At 71.2% G+C, this 18,663-nt stretch carries 14 protein-coding genes, 1 tRNA gene and 1 other RNA gene; 3 read left to right on the top strand and 13 right to left on the bottom strand.

Features of this window, described 5'->3' with window-relative positions; translation table 11 throughout:
- Positions 1-117: 117 nt before the first annotated feature.
- From ASD84_RS21745 to ASD84_RS21720, 7 genes are all read right to left on the bottom strand, one after another.
- Positions 118-759: a DUF5063 domain-containing protein gene (locus ASD84_RS21745; protein ID WP_082573945.1), complete on the bottom strand. Its 642-nt coding sequence runs from the start codon at positions 757-759 to the stop codon at positions 118-120.
- Positions 756-1,352 carry a recombination mediator RecR gene (gene recR / locus ASD84_RS21740; RefSeq protein WP_056715529.1) on the bottom strand — a complete coding sequence of 199 codons (597 nt, stop codon included), beginning with the start codon at positions 1,350-1,352 and terminating at the stop codon, positions 756-758. Before recR ends, ASD84_RS21745 begins: the two co-directional genes overlap by 4 nt.
- Before the next feature lie 13 nt (positions 1,353-1,365).
- The gene (locus ASD84_RS21735) at positions 1,366-1,770 is read right to left on the bottom strand and encodes a YbaB/EbfC family nucleoid-associated protein (protein WP_056716136.1); all 405 of its coding nucleotides are present in this window, start codon (positions 1,768-1,770) and stop codon (positions 1,366-1,368) included.
- A 58-nt stretch (positions 1,771-1,828) separates the two neighbouring features.
- Positions 1,829-3,949 (bottom strand): DNA polymerase III subunit gamma and tau, encoded by a 2,121-nt coding sequence (locus ASD84_RS21730; RefSeq protein ID WP_056715526.1) that lies wholly within the window; start codon positions 3,947-3,949, stop codon positions 1,829-1,831.
- A 65-nt stretch (positions 3,950-4,014) separates the two neighbouring features.
- A complete protein-coding gene (locus tag ASD84_RS21725) occupies positions 4,015-4,554 on the bottom strand; it encodes a YaeQ family protein (protein ID WP_056715523.1) in 540 nt (179 codons plus the stop codon).
- 37 nt (positions 4,555-4,591) lie between these two features.
- Positions 4,592-4,682: signal recognition particle sRNA small type (ffs, locus tag ASD84_RS24890), an RNA gene on the bottom strand.
- Between the two features lie 37 nt (positions 4,683-4,719).
- On the bottom strand, positions 4,720-6,957 hold the full coding sequence (locus ASD84_RS21720) for an RICIN domain-containing protein (RefSeq protein WP_082573943.1): 2,238 nt from the start codon (positions 6,955-6,957) through the stop codon (positions 4,720-4,722).
- A 121-nt stretch (positions 6,958-7,078) separates the two neighbouring features.
- On the opposite strand from ASD84_RS21720, the gene ASD84_RS21715 reads away from it, so the two are divergent.
- Both ASD84_RS21715 and ASD84_RS21710 read left to right on the top strand, forming a co-directional pair.
- Positions 7,079-7,166: transfer RNA gene (locus ASD84_RS21715), tRNA-Ser, on the top strand.
- 81 nt (positions 7,167-7,247) lie between these two features.
- Complete coding sequence (locus ASD84_RS21710; protein ID WP_056715516.1) at positions 7,248-7,985, top strand: hypothetical protein; 738 nt, start codon at positions 7,248-7,250, stop codon at positions 7,983-7,985.
- On the opposite strand, the gene ASD84_RS21705 is transcribed toward ASD84_RS21710, so the two are convergent.
- The 6 genes from ASD84_RS21705 to ASD84_RS21680 all read right to left on the bottom strand — a co-directional run bounded on the left by ASD84_RS21705 (position 7,968) and on the right by ASD84_RS21680 (position 14,349).
- Positions 7,968-9,230 (bottom strand): S8 family serine peptidase, encoded by a 1,263-nt coding sequence (locus ASD84_RS21705; RefSeq protein ID WP_156392165.1) that lies wholly within the window; start codon positions 9,228-9,230, stop codon positions 7,968-7,970. The genes ASD84_RS21710 and ASD84_RS21705 overlap by 18 nt on opposite strands.
- On the bottom strand, positions 9,227-10,663 hold the full coding sequence (gene eccB / locus ASD84_RS21700; RefSeq protein WP_056715511.1) for a type VII secretion protein EccB: 1,437 nt from the start codon (positions 10,661-10,663) through the stop codon (positions 9,227-9,229). Before eccB ends, ASD84_RS21705 begins: the two co-directional genes overlap by 4 nt.
- Positions 10,663-11,994, bottom strand: coding sequence for a type VII secretion integral membrane protein EccD (eccD, locus tag ASD84_RS21695; protein WP_235531196.1), 1,332 nt, complete (start codon positions 11,992-11,994; stop codon positions 10,663-10,665). The genes eccB and eccD overlap by 1 nt, the downstream gene beginning before the upstream one ends.
- A gap of 145 nt (positions 11,995-12,139) precedes the next feature.
- Complete coding sequence (locus tag ASD84_RS21690) at positions 12,140-12,436, bottom strand: WXG100 family type VII secretion target (protein ID WP_056715505.1); 297 nt, start codon at positions 12,434-12,436, stop codon at positions 12,140-12,142.
- Positions 12,437-12,464: 28 nt separating this feature from the next.
- Positions 12,465-12,782, bottom strand: coding sequence for a WXG100 family type VII secretion target (locus ASD84_RS21685; RefSeq protein ID WP_056715502.1), 318 nt, complete (start codon positions 12,780-12,782; stop codon positions 12,465-12,467).
- A gap of 142 nt (positions 12,783-12,924) precedes the next feature.
- Positions 12,925-14,349 (bottom strand): hypothetical protein, encoded by a 1,425-nt coding sequence (locus ASD84_RS21680; protein WP_156392163.1) that lies wholly within the window; start codon positions 14,347-14,349, stop codon positions 12,925-12,927.
- 140 nt (positions 14,350-14,489) lie between these two features.
- Here ASD84_RS21680 and eccCa point away from each other — a divergent pair, with 140 nt between their 5' ends.
- Entirely contained in the window at positions 14,490-18,602 is a 4,113-nt protein-coding gene (eccCa, locus tag ASD84_RS21675) for a type VII secretion protein EccCa (RefSeq protein ID WP_082573941.1), read from the top strand.
- Positions 18,603-18,663 lie beyond the last annotated feature (61 nt).

Here is an 18,663-nt window from a genome sequence, read left to right as displayed (position 1 = left end):
GGACCTGGCCACGACCGCGACACGGCACGGTGGGCCGAGCCCGATTCTACCGAGGTACGCGAGCGGATTTCGCCAGCGTCCAGCCCGGTCGTCGTACGCCGGTCCGGGCGACCGGGTTCAGTCGCCCAGCACCGCTGCCGCGACCTGGACCAGCTCGATCTCCTGGGTGCGGTCGAGGTCGACGTCGAGTCGGTCATGGGCGACCACCGACAACAGCGCCTTCATCGACGCGCCGGCGAGCGCTCCCCACGCCGAGACGTAGGAGAACTGCCACCACCACAGCGCTTCCTCGACGTCGCCGACGTCGTAGTGGCGCACGCCCACCTCGAGGTCCGCTGCGATGCTCGTCAGGTCGTCGGACAGCAGGCCCTCGACCATCTCGGGCTGGTACGGGTCGAAGACGTAGCTGTAGGTGTCGAGGTCACCGAGCAGGGTCGCCAGCTGGAGCCGGAGCCCGTCCAGGTCAGGATCCGGGCCGTCATCGGGCTGGAACTCGTCGCGCGGGGCGAAGTCCCGGTGCACGCCCAGACGCGCGCCGGTCAGCGCGATCTGGCTGATCTGGAGCAGCAGCAGGGACACCGCCTGCCCGCCCGTTGCCTCGGCCGCGACGACCCGCAGCCCGTCGAGGAACGACCGGACCGAGGCCGCGATCTCGTCGGCAAGGCGCACGGTCTCCGTCTCGAGGGCAATCAGCGCCTCGAGCGCAGCCAGTCCCGGAAGCTTGTCGGTCACCTCGGTGACGTTGGTGTTCTCGCTCATGTTGCTGTCTGCCTTCCCACGAATGCCCGACCCAAGGTGACCTCATCGGCGTACTCCAGGTCTCCTCCCACCGGAAGTCCACTCGCCAAACGTGTCACGCGCAACCCCAACGGCCCGAGCATTCTCGTGAGGTACGTCGCTGTCGCTTCACCTTCGAGGTTCGGATCAGTCGCGAGGATCACCTCGGTGACCACCTCGTCGGCCAGACGAGTGAGCAATTCCCGGATGTGCAGCTGCTCCGGACCGATGCCGTCGATGGGCGAGATCGCGCCGCCCAGGACGTGGTAGCGCCCCCGGAACTCCCTGGTCCGCTCGATCGCCACGACGTCCTTGTACTCCTCGACCACACAGAGGATCGACGGGTCGCGTCGCACGTCACGGCAGATCCGGCACTGGTCGTCCTCGGCCACGTTGAAGCAGATGCTGCAGAACTTCACCTTCGCCTTGACCTCGATGAGCACGTCCGCGAGACGGCGTACGTCGACCGGGTCGGCCTGCAGCAGGTGGAACGCGATCCGCTGGGCGCTCTTCGGACCGACCCCGGGCAACCGCCCGAGCTCGTCGATCAGGTCCTGGACAACGCCTTCGTACAACGCCGGTGTCCGCTCAGAATCCGAGCTGGCCCGGCAGGCCGGGCTCACCCGCACCGGGGAGCCCGCCGGCCAGCGGGCCGAGGGTGCTGCTGGCCAGCTCGTCGACCTTGGTCCGGGCGTCGCGGAAGGCCGCCACGATCAGGTCGCCGAGGTCGGCCAGCGCGGCAGCGTCGGTGCCGTCGAGGGCCTCGGGGGTGATGTTCACGGCGGTGAGCTCACCGACACCCGACACGGTGACCGTGACGACGCCACCGGCGACCGAGCCCTCGACGCTCGTGTCTGCCAACCGGTCCTGTGCGGCCTGGAGGTCTTCCTGCATCTGCTGGGCCTGCTGGAGCAGGGCGCCGAGATCCAGGCCCCCAAGGGCACCGGAGAGGTCGCCGCCACCGGAGAGTGCGTCGAACGGGTTCTGGCTCATGGTCATCTCATCTCTGCAGGGGGAACGGGGTCAGGGTGGAGGCGGTAACGCGGCGGCCTCAGCCGCGCGGGATCTCCTCGATGACGCGGGCACCGAGCTCACGGGCGAGCAGCTCGGCGCTGGACTCCTCGTCGACCTCGGCGTCGTCGAACGAGACCGAGGCGTCGGGGTCCTGCTTCGGGGCCTCGGCCTCGGCCTGGATGTCCGCCATCCGGGGACGGCGGGAGACCGGCTCGTCGGCCGGACCCTGGTCGCCCTCGACGGCCCACGGCGGGGCGTCGGCAGCGGACGCCTGGGGTGCGGCCGGCGCGGCCGGCTGCGGAGCAGCTGCGGCGACGGGCGCTGCCTCGGGCGCCGACGGCGCAACGGGTGCGGGTGGCGTGTGGGCGTTCGGATCGGCAGCCGGGTCGATGATCGCCTCGATCCGCACGTTGGCGCCGATCTCGTCGATCACCGCCTGCTGGACGATCTCGGCGTGCCCGCCGGACTCGAACGACTTGCGCGGTCCGTCGGACTGGAAGCCGAGGCTGAGCACGGCGTTGTTGAACCCCACCACCTGGGAGTTCTGGGTGAGGTGGATCCAGGTGACCCGCTTGACGCCCTTGACCCGGTCGATCACCGAGGGCCACAACCTGCGGATGTCGACGAGGGTGAGGGCGCTGCCGGCCGGCGCAGCGCTGGCAGGCGCGGCGGCGGGGGTGGCGGCAGGTGTGGCCGGCTCCGGGACTAACGCGACGGGCTCGGGAGCGACGGGCTCGGGGGCCACCGGCTGCGGGGCGACGGGCTCGGGGGCCACTGGCTCGGGAGCGGCCGCTTCGCGAATCGGCTCCGGCTCCGGGTCCGGTACGACGGCGACCGGCTCGGGCGCCGGCGGCGCCTGCCGCTGCGGCGGGGCCGGCTCCTCGGACCGCTCGGGCGCGGCCCGCTCGGCGCGCGACGGGACCGGGCGGTCCTGCGCAGGCACGGCTGCGGGGGCGGGCGCCGGAGCAGACTCCGCGGACGTCGTACCGCTGATGGCGGCACGGCGCTCGAGACGGTCCAGCCGGGCCAGCACGCCCTCGGTGCTGTGGTCGGCGGCCGGGAGCAGGATCCGCGCACAGATCAGCTCGAGCAGCAGGCGGGGAGCGGTCGCTCCGCGCATGTCGGTCAGGCCGGACGCGACGAGGTCGGCGGCCCGGGTGAGCTCGCCCCGACCGAACGAGGTGGCCTGGGCGACCAGCCGGTCGGCCTGGTCGCCGGACACGTCGATCAGGCCGGACGCGGCCGCGTCGGGAACGGCGGAGATGATCACCAGGTCGCGCAGGCGGCGCAGGAGGTCCTCGGTGAAGCGACGCGGGTCCTGTCCGGTCTCGATCACCTTGTCGACGACACCGAAGACGGCGCCCCCGTCGCCGGCCGCGAACGACGACACGACGTCGTCGAGCAGCGTGTCGGGGGTGTAGCCGAGGAGGCCGCTGGCGAGCTCGTAGGTCACGCCGGCAGGACCGGCTCCGCCGAGGAGCTGGTCGAGGACCGAGAGGGTGTCGCGAGCCGAGCCAGCTCCGGCGCGCACGACCAACGGCAGCGCTGCAGGCTCGATCGTGACGCCCTCCAGCTCGCAGAGCTCGGAGAGGTAGGAGGACAGCAACCGCGGCGGGATCAGCCGGAACGGGTAGTGGTGCGTGCGCGAGCGGATGGTCGGGATGACCTTCTCGGGCTCGGTCGTCGCGAAGATGAAGCGCAGGTGGGGCGGCGGCTCCTCGACCAGCTTGAGCAGGGCGTTGAAGCCCTGCGTGGTGACCATGTGCGCCTCGTCGATGATGTAGACCTTGTAGCGGCTGCGCACCGGCGCGAAGAACGCCTTCTCGCGCAGGTCGCGGGCGTCGTCCACACCACCGTGCGACGCCGCGTCGATCTCGATCACGTCGATCGACCCGGGGCCACCCCGGGCCAGGTCACGACAGCTGTCGCACTCGCCACACGGATCGGCGATCGGCGCCTGCTCGCAGTTCAGCGCCCGCGCCAGGATCCGGGCACTCGTGGTCTTGCCACAACCTCGCGGACCGGAGAACAGGTAGGCATGGTTGACCCGGTTGGCGGCCAGGGCCGCACGCAACGGCTCGGTCACGTGCTCCTGCCCGATCACCTCGGCGAAGGTCTCGGGCCGGTAGCGGCGGTAGAGCGCGAGCGGGGAGTCCACGTGTGAACACTAACCAGCCACGCCGACATCACCACAGGGCCATGCCCGGGTGGACGAGGGAGCGCTCACTCGATCCGATGCTCGTGGACCGTCGACTGCAGCGTCGTCTGGTTCAGGTCGAGGTAGAGCTGGCTCTCCGTGAGGGAGAGCGTGGTCACGTTGCGGCGTTCGATCGCAGCGACCGCGGCATCGATGAAGCCGGGATCGAAGCTGCGTACAACGACGTCCTGGGCGCGATGGATGCGCTTCCCCGACCAGGTGGCCATCACCCTGACCGGGTCGCGATGGGTGTAGACCGCCACCCGGTCCGCCAGCTTGCTGGCCTGGTGCAGGCGCTCGGCGTCCGGTGCACCCACCTCGATCCACGCAAGGACCCGGCCAGTCAGGTCACGGACGAGAACGGCAGGCTCCTGGGTCGAGGAGATGCCCTCGCTGAACGCGATGCCTTCCTCGTACTCCATGCAGTAGGCCAGCACGCGCGTGAGCATGTACGCGTCAGTCTCGGACGGATGCCGCGCCACGCGAAGGGTGAAGTCCTCGTAGACCCCACGGTCCATGTCGGCCCATTGCACGGTGAACGTGTGGATCATCGCGCCGGTTGCCATGTCGATCGACAGTACGGGGCGCAGGCACCGGGAACGCAAAGGCCCCCCGTGCACCCGACAGAGCTCACTTACCCTTGCTGCCTTCCGGCCCTGGGGGAGTTGGGTGAGATGCCGCCGCACGGGGGGTTGGGAGCACTTTAGTCGACCCCCGGCAGACCACCGAACTCAGGTGTCGATCCGCCAGCGCACGCCGACGCCGAGCCCACACGCGTTCATCGTCAGGCCGGTTCCGAGGCTGCGGTTGGTCACGCCGAGGCACAGACCGCCCCGCACCAGCCGGAACGACAGGCCGCCGGCCGGGTTGGCGAGGACGCGCCACTGCTGGTTCTCCTGGGTGCCGCACGAGTACGTGCCGACCTGACCGCCCGGACCAGTGCCGTAGGCGTCGTAGCACCGGCCGGTCAGGGCGTTGCGGAGCTGGTACGTGCCGTTGGCGTTGCGCGCGATGATCACCCGCGTCGCGGTGCCGTCCGGCTCCCGGATCAGCAGCTCGGAGTTCCCGGACGCGGCGGCGGGCACGCCGGCGGGGCGCCCCGAGCCGAGCTGGACGAGGGAGCGCTGCCCTGCTGCCGGAGCGACGGGCCCCCACGTCGAGACGTCAGGTGCACGGACACCCCAGCTCATCGCCAGGGACAGCCCGCAACGCCGGTGCCTGATCTTCGCGCCGCTCGTCATGCTCGCCCGGTCCGGGTGCAGGCAGGTCCCGAACCGCGCGCTGACCACGGCCGTCCCGGTCACAGGGTGCTTCACGAACCGGAAGCGCTGGGCAGCGATCGCACGGCAGCGCACGATCACGACGGCTCCGTCGGAGCGCGCCTCCAGGCAGCCACCGCCCACCCTGCGGATGGCGTAGCCCGTGAGCCGGCGCACCTTGAACGAGGTCAGCGTCCCCGCTGCCCCTCGCTGGACGAGCGCACCGGTCGAGCTGCGGCCCATGCGCAGCCCGGACTGGGCGTTGACCAGCGCGTAGCCCGTGGCGTCGGCAACGGAGATCGCGGGCCACGAGCTGACCGGGCCGGGCCGGGGCGCGGGATCGACGCGGAACAGCACCACGCCCGTCGCCGTACGCCCGGTGGAGTCGCGCACGACGTAGCGCACGAAGTCGGTCGTCCGACTCGACACCGCGGGCGGGACGTACGTCACGACGTTGCCCGAGTAGGACAGTCGCCCACCCAGCTGGCTGCGGGAGGCGACACCGGCCAGGGCGAGGGCGTTCCCGTTCGCGTCGTGGTCGTTGGCGGTCGGCCGGAAGGAGAAGGCCGTACCGCTGGTCTGGTGGATCACCAGGTCGAGAGCGGCGTACGGCGGCAGGGGCACCGTCTGCGCGGGGACGACCTCGAAGGGTGACACCGCCCGCACCAGTCGGTCGTTGCGGAGCCGCAGGATCGCGCTGAGCTCGGTGCCGTCGAAGCGGTGGAACTGGTTGCCCGAGTTGATGGTCGCGCCCTCGGGGCCGTTGGTGTGGTTGTCGTCCGCTCCCCAGACGTGGCCGAGCTCGTGGCGGGTCACCACCCAGGGTGTGCCCGTGCCGCCGTTCGCGCTGACGCCCCAGTCGCTGGCGATGGTGCGCAGGTAGGCGACGCCGCCACCTCCGGCCCCGCCGTGCCAGAGGGCAACGGCGTCGGCGCCGGAGTCCGCCTGCGCCGTACGCCACTCCTCACGGACGTCGCCGAGCGGCGAGTCGTACCCGGCATAGGGCTCGGCCGAGGCGGAGGCGCGAACGATCACCCGTCCCGTCGCCGGCCGGAGCCGGGCGTCGGTCTCGTAGGCGAGCTGGAGGAGCACGGTGTTGAGCTCGACGGCGTCGAGCGCACGCGCCACCGAACCGGTGACCGTCGCGGCGTCACTGAACCAGCGGTTCGCGAGGTCGTACCCGACGCTCCACCGATAGGTCCTGGACCCGACCTGCCCCGGGACGACCGTGACGTTGCGGGACGCGTCGGTGGCGGACGGCCACTTGTACGTCGCCGGCTGGGACAGCCCGCGGGTGCCCACCACCGTGGAGTCCACGAACTGCCAGGTGCCGCCACGATCGAAGGCGATCAGGCCCTCGACCTTGCCGTCGGAGCGGAGCACCGCGGCGACGCTCGCGCCCGGGACCCCGTCGACGGTGCCGAGGTAGGAGCGCTCCGCGGGCGCAGCGGTGGCGACCAGCGCGCCGCTCGCCTGCTGGACCAGGACCTCGAACTCGGGCGCCCGGGTGTTGACCCGGGTCAGCCGCACCTTGAGAGTGCGCCCGTCATGGGTGACCGTCCGCTCGAGCGACGACGGCGGCGCGGCCCCGGCCACTGCCGAACGTTCGGCAGGACCTGCCCCTCCTGCCGATGCACCCACCGGCAGGGCAAGCAGCCCTGCCAGCACGACCACGAAAACTGCCAGCGCACGGCGCTGCTGATCCCCCATGCCAGATCCTCCCCAGGATGACGCTCCGCGGATCAGTGTGGTGCAGAGGTGTCGCGCTGTCGAGAGCACTGAGGCGTGGACGATTTCATGCCGCTGCCGGGCGACGGGTAGCCTCCTCCGCGGAGGTATCGCCTAGTGGCCTATGGCGCTCGCTTGGAAAGCGAGTTGGGTTAACGCCCTCCGGGGTTCGAATCCCCGTACCTCCGCCAGATCGAACGGCGTCGACGCCCGTCGGCGCCGTTCGTCATTGCTTGCGCGCTACCGGGAACGCCAAGCCTTAACGTTGGTGAGTGCTCATGGTGCGTCCCGTAAGAATCCTGGCCTGGTGCGCGGTCCTGCTCATCGTCGGCCACGTCGCCAGCCTGGTCGCGCGTGAGGGCTTCGACGTCTACGCCACCAAGTACGGACTGGTCCGCCAGCTGGACCTGAACGCCGAGGCCAACATCGGCGCCTGGTTCTCCTCGTTCCTGCTGGGGTGTTCCGCCGCGTTGTGCCTCCTGGTCGCCCAGGTGCGTCGCCTCCGTCACGAGGCGATCGCTGGCCGGTGGGCTGTCCTGTCGGCGTTCCTGCTGGTCATGGCGATCGACGAGACCGCCCAGCTCCACGACATGGCCACCCGCCCGCTCCGCAACGCTCTCGGCCTCGACTTCGGGGTGCTCTACTTCTCGTGGCTGCTTCCCGCGCTGCTCGTCGTCGGCGCCGCCTTCTTCTACTTCACGCCGCTGGTGCGGAACCTGTCCGCCACCATCCGGCCGCAGCTGCTGGTCGCCACGATCGTCTACCTCGCCGGAGCGGTGGGCCTCGAGATGATCGGCGGCAGCCTCGTGTCGGGCGGCCACCAGTCGCTGAGCTACCTCACCGTGATCACGCTCGAGGAGAGCCTCGAGATCTTCGGCGGGTTCCTGCTCCTCACCGCCCTGCTGAACCAGGTGCGCGAGCTTCGTCCGGCCCTCGTCCTGCGCTGGACCGGTGTCCTGCCCGAGCTCGCGCTCGCCGAGGACCACGCGGTCTCATCGACGGACGTCTGAGCCGCCACCCGCACGCCGGCGCGCGAGCACCGGGCGCAGCACCAGCAGGATCACCAGAGCACCGCCCCCGCCCAGTCCCCACCAGACGGCGTTCTCGCGAGCGTCGGCGAGCAGGTCCGCCCGCTCCCGCGGCACCTTGGCCCGGGGTACGACGTCCGCCTCGTGTCCTTCGGCACCCATCCCGTTGATGTCCCGGAGGATCGCCTCGACCGGTTGTACGACGCCGTACCCGGTCAACGGGCTGGCGCCGTCGCTGTTGCCGCTCGCCGTGCCCTCGAGGCGCTCCTCGAGCTGCTGGGCCGTGTCGCTGCGGTGGACCGACCAGACGACGGCCGCGACCCCGGCGACCTGCGCGGCGGCCCAGTGCGAGGAGACCGTCGTGACCACGCACCAGGCGCCGTTGAGCGCCTTGGAGACAGATCCGGTGCCGGGGGCGGCGAGGTCGATGCCCGAGTTGCGGAGCACGCCATCGGTCGGCGTCGAGACACCCACCGAGACGACGCCATCACCGCCCGCCGGCCAGACGTCGGCGACCGCGTCCTCGCCGGGCGCGGCCGTCTCGCCGGCGTACGACTTCAGGAAGGAGTCATCGGCGGCCGGGCGGTCTCCCGCTGCGGCGATCACCAGGGCGCCGGACGCGACCAGCGCCTGCACGGCCTTCTCCAGGGAATCGGTGTGCAGGACCTCCATCGGGACCACCACGATGGTGGGGCCCTTGAGCTGTCCGCTGCGGCGACGTGCCGTGATGGCTTTCAGCCGCGCCTCGAGGGCATCCGACATCGGCACCCGGACACCGTCCTGCTCCTCGCCGCGCGGCACGTCGTAGAACGGTTCGTCGACCATGCGGGCACCGGGGGCGATGCCCACGGACACCGCCGGCTTCGGCTGGTTCGGCCCGGCGATGATCCCGCCCACGATCAGGCCGTGCGCGCTCTTCAGCGGCGACGGGCCGCGCTCGTCCACCCCCGTGATGCCACTGTCGACCACCACCACGGTCACGCCCGCACCCGGGCGCTTGCCTGCCTTGCTCGCCTCCGACCAGGCCTGCGGGACCTGGAGTGCCTCCATGGCGGTGTTCTCACCGGTCACGGGTCGCTCCACGTCGTCGTCCGGGGACACGGCCCCGCACTCGGGACCGTCCGCGACCGCGACCGTCTGGTGCGCCACCGACTCCCCCGGGAACAGCAGGACCGGACCACACACGAGCGCCGCGACGGAGGCGATCAGCGGTCGTCGTACGGTCACGAACACGTGTTCTTGTCCTCGTCGGCCTGCGACGGAGCGTTCGTCGTCGGCGGGCACAGGGCGGCGAGGCGGGAGAGGTCCGCGCCGGGCTGGAACAGCTTGTTCCACGAGTCGGGGACGACCACGGCTGGCACGTTCTTGTAGCCGAGCTTCTCCACCTCGAGGGCACCGGCCACCGAGTTGGTGCGCCCCCGGTCGTCGATGAGGAAGGTGGTCCCGCCGCGCGAGGTCGTCCACTCCGCCGATCGGATCAGGGCACCGCGACCGGACATGACATTCACCTCACGGCCACCGTTGGCGACACCGTCGAGCATCCCGGAGTCCGAGGGCGCGGTGGCGAGCAGGACCCGGGGCTGCTCGTCCTCCTCGGTCACGAGCTGGCCACAGATCTGGTCGGACGCGCCGGCCGAGTCGCTGAGCACGGCGTCGGGCCACGCCGCGGCGGCATAGGGACGAGGACCGTCCGCCACCTCGGTGTTGGCGCTCTCCGTCTCCGCCGGCGGGCGACCCGCACCGGGGAGCTGGGTGTTGCGAAGGACCGCCTCTGCGAAGTCGGACAGCTCGATGAGGCCCTGCTTCGACACGGCGTACCAGTCGCCGGAGCGCGAGACGAGGTCACCGACGCGGGTGCCGGACGGGTAGCCCGCGACCCCCACCGGTGCACCGAGGTCGGGGATCGCCAACCCGGACGCCGTCAGCGCGCCGCCGACCGGGAACAGCGCCAGCCACTCGTCGGGCACCGCGATCTCGTCGTTGGGCGAGACGCCGATGGCGATGTCGAGTCCGTCGTTGTCAGCCGGCAGCTCGTAGCTGTAGGCGCGCCGCGGCCGACCGTCCACGGTGGCCTCGGCAATGAGGTAGCGCTTCCCGCTGCCGGCCGCCCGCACGACGAACCCCAGGTCAGGCTCGAGCTCGACACCCGGTCGGTCCGTGACCTCGGTCTTGATGCCCTTGCCTGTCGCCGTGCACGAGATCCAGCCGCTGTTGATCAGCTGGCCGGCCGCCGGCACGGTCGCGGGCGCATCGAGGATGCCGATCGGCGAACCCTTCTGGCGCGCGTTGAGCTCGTCCTCGGGGACGCTCTTGGTCTTCACGTCGGCGCCCAGGATGAGCTGGGCGGAGGTCACGTTGATGATCTGCCGCAGCCGCGGCTGACCGGGGACTGCGTCCTCCTCGAGGATGACGTACAGCGCACCGTGGTCGTCGGTCACCAGGCCCGGGGTGTCCCAGTCGGCCGGCGGACGATCGGTGAGGGCGCCGGCGACCGCCGCACCCGCGATGAGCAGCACGGCCAGCGCCACGCCACCGACGATCATCCGTCCCGGACGGGCGGGCTCGACCTCGCGCCCGCCGGGCGCCCCGGACACGAAGGCAGTGACCAGTCGGCGACGGCTGAAGGAGTACGCCTCGACAAGGTCCTTCTTGGTCGCCATCAGATCGCCTGGCGGACCTGGGCGAAGAGGCCGACTGCCACGACCAGCAGGGGCAGCAGGGTGAGCAGCGCGACCGATTCGAGCACGTCGCCGAGCCGGCCCCGTCGTACCGACGGGACGGACGGCGAGAGGGTCGCGGTCAGCAGCACGGCACCCAGGACCGCGAGCAGGACCGACAGCGTGGGGCGCCAGTCGTCGTGCATCGACAGCACCGCGAGGGCAGTCACCACCAGGCCGGCGATGCCCGTCCCGAGTCCGAGCATCACCTCGCTGCCGGTGCGGTACTGCCGCGTCCGCAGCATCACGATGAGGCACGCGTCGACCGCGAGCAGCGTCCCGCTCACGCCCAGGCTGACCGCCAGCGGCGCCACCAGGACCAGCAGCAGGCCGACGGTGCCGGAGATCGCGAGCAGGATCTCGTGCGCGATGCGGGCATCGGCGGCGACCCGGGAGTGCTCGATGTCCTCGGGGTCGGCGGTGATGTCGGAGGGGGTGAAGAGCTGGTCGACCCGGGTCGAGGTCGCGCCGAGAGCGAGCCACGGGAAGACACTGCCGGCCAGCACCACCAGCGCGAGCACCGTGGTGAGCAGCGGAGCGGGCTCGAAGCCGTCGCCCCCGGCCGAGCGGAGGTAGAGACCCACGACGAGGGCCAGGACACCGATCACGACCGGCGGGAAGACCAGCGTCCGCCCGGCACCGAGACCGACGACGCAGATCAGCCCGGCCACGAGCGCTCCAGCACCCGCGAAGGCCAACGGCTCTGCGAACAGGTCGGCGTCGAGCGGCGCGAACATCACGCCGGCGCCGGCCGCATAGGCGGCTCCGAGCCACGAGACGCCGACCGCGGCCTCCGGCTCGTGCTGGGCACGCGACAGCACGATCCCGCCGGCACACAGGGCGAGGGCGACCAGGGCGGTCGCCGCACCGGCGAGGTCCGAGCCGCGCTGGATGAGCAGGGCGACCAGGCCGAGGACCAGGAAGAGTCCGGCCGCCGTCAACGCCGTACGACGGCCGGAGGCGGGCCGCCAGGGCTGGAGATCGTGCTCGACGACATCGGTCATCGCTTCGACCACGTCGTCGTACACACGCGGGGGCGGGTCGTCGACACCGGCGGAGACGGTGAGCAGGCCGCCGTCCTCGACGCCCTGCAGGATCAGGCCGGTGTCGGGCGCGAGCCGGCGACCGTCGGCCGTGCCGACGCGGTAGCCGCCGTGGACCGTGGCCGGATCGAGCAGCCCGACGCTGCGGGCCAGCTCGGGCAGCAGCTCCGCCACGGGAATCGCTCCGGGGAGCACGAGGTCCACACGCCGCGTGCCCGAAGTGATCGTCACCCGGACCAGTCCGGAGGCGACTGCCCCCGAAACCCGACCTGCCTGTGTCATCTGCTCAACCCTTCCCGAGACCGTCGTCCCATCCTGACATCAGCGAAAGGGACCGACGCGTGTGCGTCGGTCCCTCGCTGTGATGAAAGGTCGATCAGAATTCGAAACGACCCGCGCCGCGCTTGTCGGCAGCCATGTACTCGGCGTTCGACGAGTAGACGGTCTTGTGGCTCTCGTCGAGCAGGTCCTTCATCTCCTGCATCGCCCAGTCCCAGGCCGCCTTGGAGACCCGGTAGGCCTCCTGCTGCTGGCCGGACCAGGTGGCGACGTCGTTGGCGATGTCCTTCTCGAGGTTGTTGAGCGACTCGTCCAGCTTCTGGACGGTGGCGTACATGTTCTGGGCAGCGGCTTCGAGCTCGCCGTGGTTGACGCGGAGGCCGTCGAGGCTCATGTCATATCTCCTTGGGTTCTCGTCCGGCTCAGAGGTTGCCGAGTTTGTTGATGAGGTTGTTCATGCTGCCGCCGGCCTGCTGGTCGACCGCAACGTTGTCCTTCTCGGTCTCGGTCAGCGAGGCGTGGAACTTGTCCAGCGCCGTCGTGACGACCTTGTGCTTCTCGGTCCATGCCTGGTGGAGGACCATGAACGCGCGACCGCCGTCGCCCTCCCACTTGCCCTTCAGGGCGCTGATCTGGCCGTCGAGGGTGTTGGAGTGCTTGCCGAACTCATCCTTGGCCTGGATGACTCGATCGGCGATCCGCTTGAGTGCGCCTTCTGCCTGTCCGAACTCGACAGTCATGTCTGTTCTCCCTTGGTCTCTGGTTGCGGCCGGATCATCTGACTGGCCGCTGGATGCGGTTTACCTCTTTGAACTGGCTCCCGAGTTGCTTTCAAAGAGCCGACGCGATGGGTGGTACCCCGGCCACGGACCGGGCTAAACATCAGCCGGTGACTTCCCACAGATGACGGAAGAACCCGACGGCCACCACGAGGGCCCCGAAGGCGAACGAACCACACACGGCTTCGGCGACCTCGGCCCGTCGAGACCACCATGCCGAACGCCAGCCCCGACCCACCAGAACCCCCACCAGGACAAGGATTGCGGCCAGTGCGATGGCGGCCATGGCCAGGAATCCCGGCAGGCTGGAACCGTCCGACGACTCCCCCGGACCCATCACGCCGAGCATCGCCAGCGCGACGAGACCGACCGAAACGACACCAGCAAGTCGCAGCACGCGGCGGGCCAGCACGTGGCGATAGCTCCGGGCAGCGAGCAGCAGGGTTCCGCCCCCGAAGCCCACCAGGCAGCGTGCGCCGATCCGGTCCAGAGGCAGGTGGGCGGTCCAGAGAACCATCGGCGCGGAGACGAGGACGACTACCAGGATCGCGACCGCGGCGGCACTGATCGTGCGAGCACCACGAGCGGCGACCATGCTCACCGCCTGCTCGGGGACCACAATCCGGCCCCGACGCCCTGCCGGGCGTTCCCGGGCCGACCACGCCGTGACGGCGAGCCGCTCGAGGTCGAGGAGGTACTGGTCAGGTACGTCGATGGCCACCTCGGGCACGAAGCGCGCCCCGAGCACGGCCAGCAGGAACAGCACGGCCCACACCACCTGGGGGGCCACGTTGGTCAGTGCGCCGACTCCGGCCAGGGCGAACCACGCCGCGCCCACGATCATCTGGATCCGCAGTCCGACCTCGGCACCACTGTCCGGATCGGCGAGGGCCCGGCCCACCGCCGCCGTCACGGCAGCAGCCAGCGCGGCCGCGCCGAAGACGGTCGGCAGACGCTCGTCGAGCGGGTCCCACGCGGCGGCGAAGCATGCTGCCGCGGCAAACGCCGGGGCGGCCAGCACGCGTTGCGTCGCCAGCGCACCGAACGGCAGGCAGCCGACCAGTGCAGCGAGAAGCAGTACGGCGATCGTCGGCCACCGGTCGTCCGGCGCCAGGCGGGTCGTGGACCACGCGGCGGCGAAGGCAACGGCGACGGCGACCGTCAGCCAGGTGCTCGATGCCGGGCCGGGGGCCACGCCGGTGGAGCGGGACTCGCTCGATCCGGAGCGACGCGGCGGCGCCGGGCGCGACGACGGGTCGACCGCGACCAGTACCGACCCGGCGACGAGTCCGGCGGCACCGACCTCCGTCGACATCTGGAGCGGCTCACCGGTGCGGGTGACGAACGGCAGCGGCGCGGCCAGTCCCGTCTCGGCGGCATAGGTCGCGGCCAGGTCGGCGAGCGTCGCGTCCGTCGGCACCGTGAGGTCGAGGACGCCGAGGGGTCCGTGCACGGTCACCGCAGTCACTGATCCGGCCGCAGGCGGCCGGGACGGCGTACCCGACATCGCGCCTCCCGAGAAATCCATCGTCGTCACCGCGGTTCACGGCCCCGTCCGCAGGGTAGTCGTACGTTTCGTGCTTCCACAGACCTTCCTCTACCCACTGACGCCGCCGCCTATCATCGTGGCCGTCGCATGATCGGGCGTCGACGACAGGGGAGCACCGCATGACCGTGACACCGGGGACACCGGGTACGGCCCAGGGCCGGAGGGTGCGCACGGCTGCGCCCGGAAGCCTCACGCAACGAGCCGGTCGCAGCGAACGTCCCGACCTGCCGAGCGGCCAGCTGCAGATCCAGCCGCCGCCGCAGATCCAGCCCAGCGAAGGCGCTGCCGGGGTCGCGATGAACGCGATCCCGATGCTCGGCAGCCTCGGGTCGATCGTCCTGGTCGCCGGTCTCAGCACCGGCAGTGGACAGAACCCCGCGCTGCGCTACATCGCGGGCGGCATGTTCCTGTTCGCGACCCTCGGTTTCATCATCGTGCAGATCGACCGGCAGCGTAAGCAGCGCCAGCAGCAGGTGACGGGCTCCCGCACCGAGTACCTCCGCTACCTCGCCACCGTGCGGGGCGTCGCCCGTGACGCGGCCGACCAGCAACGCCGCGCGCTGACCTGGATCCACCCCGACCCCTCGGCCCTGCCTGCCCTCGCCGAGGACCGTTCCCGGGTGTGGGAGAGGTCGTCGGCCGACCCCGCCTTCCTGCAGGTGCGGTACGGCGTCTGCGCGCAACCCCTCGCGCTCGAGCTCGTGCCCCCCGAGGGCGCACCCATCGACGACGTCGACCCGGCATCGGCCTCCGCACTGCACCGCCTGCTCGTGGTCCACCGGCTGCAGCCCGACCTGCCCGCCTCGATCGACCTGCGCGCCTTCGACCGGATCGAGATCTGCGGTGCCGAGGAGGAGGCCCGGTCGCTCGCCCGGACGCTGCTCTGCTCGGCGAGCACCTTCCAGTCGCCGGAGAACCTGCAGGTCGCCGTCCTCGCGACCGAGGCGACGCTGGCCAACTGGGACTGGGTCAAGTGGCTCCCCCACGCCCACAGCCAGCACCAGACCGACGCGGTCGGCCCGGCGCGCATGGTCACCACGTCGCTGACCGACCTGGTCGCGATGCTGCCGCCCGACCTCACCGAGCGTCCGCGGTTCGGCGCCGACGAGCGCCCCGCCACACCGCACATCCTGCTGATCACCGATGGCGCAGAGCTGCCGCCCGGCAACCACGTCATCCCGCCCGACGGCCTGCACGGCGTCACCGTCCTCGACCTCCCTGCCCGGTGGGGCGAGCTCGACAGCGCGACCGCCCTGCGCCTGGAGATCGAGGACGTCCCGGCGCGTCAGCGCACCGGCGGCCGGCCCGCTCACGATGCAGGCACGAGCACGGTGCCCCTGGTCGCCGTACGACTCCGGACGGAGCCGGTGCGTGCCAAGGGCGACCAGTGCAGCCTGGTGACCGCCGAGGCACTGGCGCGACGACTGACCCCGCTGTTCACGCCGAGCGCGGGCTCCACGGTCGGGGACGACGCCGTCGACATCACCGCGCCGACCGACTTCATGGACCTGCTGGGGCTGGGCGACGTACGCAGCTTCGACCCCGACGCCGCGTGGCGGTCCCGACCCGCTCGCGACCGGCTGCGCGTGCCGATCGGCGTGGGCGACGGTGCCGCCCCGGTGCACCTCGACATCAAGGAATCGGCCCAACAGGGCATGGGGCCGCACGGCCTGGTGATCGGTGCGACCGGATCCGGCAAGTCCGAGTTCCTGCGCACCCTCGTGCTCGGCCTGGCGATGACCCACTCCCCCGAGCAGCTCAACATGGTGCTGGTCGACTTCAAGGGTGGCGCGACCTTCGCCGGCATGTCCGAGATGCCGCACGTCTCCGCGGTGATCACGAACCTCTCGCAGGAGCTCACCCTCGTCGACCGCATGCAGGACGCCCTGTCGGGCGAGATGGTGCGGCGCCAGGAGCTGCTGCGCGAGGCCGGCAACTTCGCCTCCATCCGCGACTACGAGAAGGCGCGCCTGTCGGGCGATCCCTCGGGTGCCGGCCTGCCGCCGCTGCCCTCCCTGTTCGTCGTGGTCGACGAGTTCTCCGAGATGCTCTCGGCCAAGCCGGAGTTCATCGACCTGTTCGTCGCCATCGGACGACTCGGCCGGTCGCTCGGCCTGCACCTGCTGCTCGCCTCGCAACGCCTCGAGGAAGGTCGCCTGCGCGGGCTGGAGTCGCACCTGTCCTACCGGATCGGCCTGCGCACCTTCAGCGCGCAGGAGTCGCGCGCCGTGCTCGGCGTACCCGATGCCTACGAGCTCCCGGCCGTTCCCGGCCTCGGTTACCTCAAGCCCGACCCGACGGCGCTGACGCGGTTCAAGTCGGCGTACGTCTCGGGTCCGCCGGAGGCCGGACGCCGCCGGGTGACCCGCGACAGCGGAGGCAAGGTGCGGGGCATCCTGCCGTTCACGATCTCCGAGGTGCAGGCGTTCGACCTGCCCGACACCGACTCCGAGCCGGACGTCGCACCGGCCGCCGCAGCGAGCGACAGCAGCATCACGTTGCTCGACGTCGCCGTACAACGGATGGAAGGGCGCGGCCTGCCGGCCCACCAGGTCTGGCTGCCGCCGCTCGACGAGCCCGACACCCTCGACCAGCTGATGGCCGACCTCGCCCCGCATCCCGAGCTGGGCCTGGTGTCGATGCGCTGGCGTGGTGTCGGCAACCTGACCATCCCGCTCGGCACCGTCGACCGCCCGCGCGAACAGCGCCGCGACACCCTGACGGTCAGCCTCAGCGGCGCGGCCGGCCACGTGGCCGTCGTCGGCGGTCCACGCAGCGGCAAGAGCACGCTGCTGCGCACCATCGTGACCAGCCTGGCCCTGACGACCACGCCGCTCGAGTCGCAGTTCTACGTCCTGGACTTCGGCGGCGGCACGTTCTCCCCGCTCGCCGCGCTGCCGCACGTCGCCGGCGTCGGCAGCCGCTCGGAGCCCGAGGTGGTCCGCCGGATCCTCGCCGAGGTCAAGGGCATCGTGGACCGGCGCGAGAAGTACTTCCGCAACCAGGGCATCGACTCGATCGAGACCTATCGCAGCCGTCGCAGCCAGGGTCGCGCCGACGACGGGTACGGCGACGTCTTCCTCGTCATCGACGGCTGGGGCACCCTGCGCTCGGAGTTCGACGACCTCGAGCTGGAGATCCAGCAGCTCGCCGGCCGAGGGCTCACCTTCGGCCTGCACGTGGTGACGTCCTCGACCCGCTGGCCGGACTTCCGCGCAGCGATGCGCGACGTCCTCGGCACCCGTCTCGAGCTGCGGCTCGGTGACCCGATCGACTCCGAGATCGACCGCAAGGTCGCGGCGCTGGTGCCGATGAGCCGGCCCGGACGCGGCCTGGTGCCCGGCAAGCTGCACTTCCTGTCCGCGCTCCCGCGCATCGACGGCGACCCGTCGGCCGGCACCCTGGGTGACGGGGTGGACGCCCTGATCTCCGCCGTCGCCAAGGCCTGGCGTGGCCCGACCGGGCCCAAGCTCCGGTTGCTGCCCGACCGGATCACCCTCGACGACGTACGGGCGCTCACCGCGACGCCGCCCGCGCGCCACCTGCTGCTCGCGATCAACGAGAAGGAGCTGGCGCCGGTCGGGCTCGACGCCGACGCCGAGCCGCACCTGCTGCTCTTCGGCGACGGCAAGTCGGGCAAGTCCAACCTGCTGCGGACGTACTGCCAGGAGATCATGCGGAGCCGCACGCCCGCGGAGGCGCAGATCGTCGTCGTCGACTACCGGCGCTCGCTGCTCGGAGAGGTCCCCGAGGACTACCTGCTGAACTACCTCACCTCCGCCACGCAGGCACAGCCGGCGCTGAACGACCTGGCGACGTACCTCCAGAACAGGATCCCGGGACCGGACGTCACGCCCGAGCAGCTGCGCAACCGCTCGTGGTGGTCCGGCGCCGAGGTGTTCGTGGTGGTCGACGACTACGACCTGGTCGCGACCCAGCAGAGCTCACCGGTCGCCCTGCTCCAGCCGCTGCTGGCGCAGGCACGCGACGTGGGCCTGCACGTGGCCATCGCCCGTCGGTCCGGTGGCGCGTCGCGCGCGCTGTACGAACCGGTCATCCAGTCGCTGCGCGACCTCGCGATGCCCGGCATCCTGCTGGCGGGCAACCGGGACGAGGGCGTGCTGCTCGGCAACGTCCGTCCCGGTCCGGCCCAGCCCGGCCGTGGCCGCCTGATCACCCGCGACCGTGGCACCGAGACCGTCCAGCTCGCCTGGACCGACCCCACTGTCTGATTGCGCGAGACGCGTCTTCGCAGGTTTTTTGGGCAGCAAGCTGCCAGCGACCTGCTCTCGC

Source organism: Nocardioides sp. Root682 (genome assembly GCF_001427795.1).
Classification (GTDB): Bacteria; Actinomycetota; Actinomycetes; order Propionibacteriales; family Nocardioidaceae; genus Nocardioides.
Note: the sequence above shows the minus strand (reverse complement) of the source record. Positions and strands in the feature narration are given on the sequence as shown.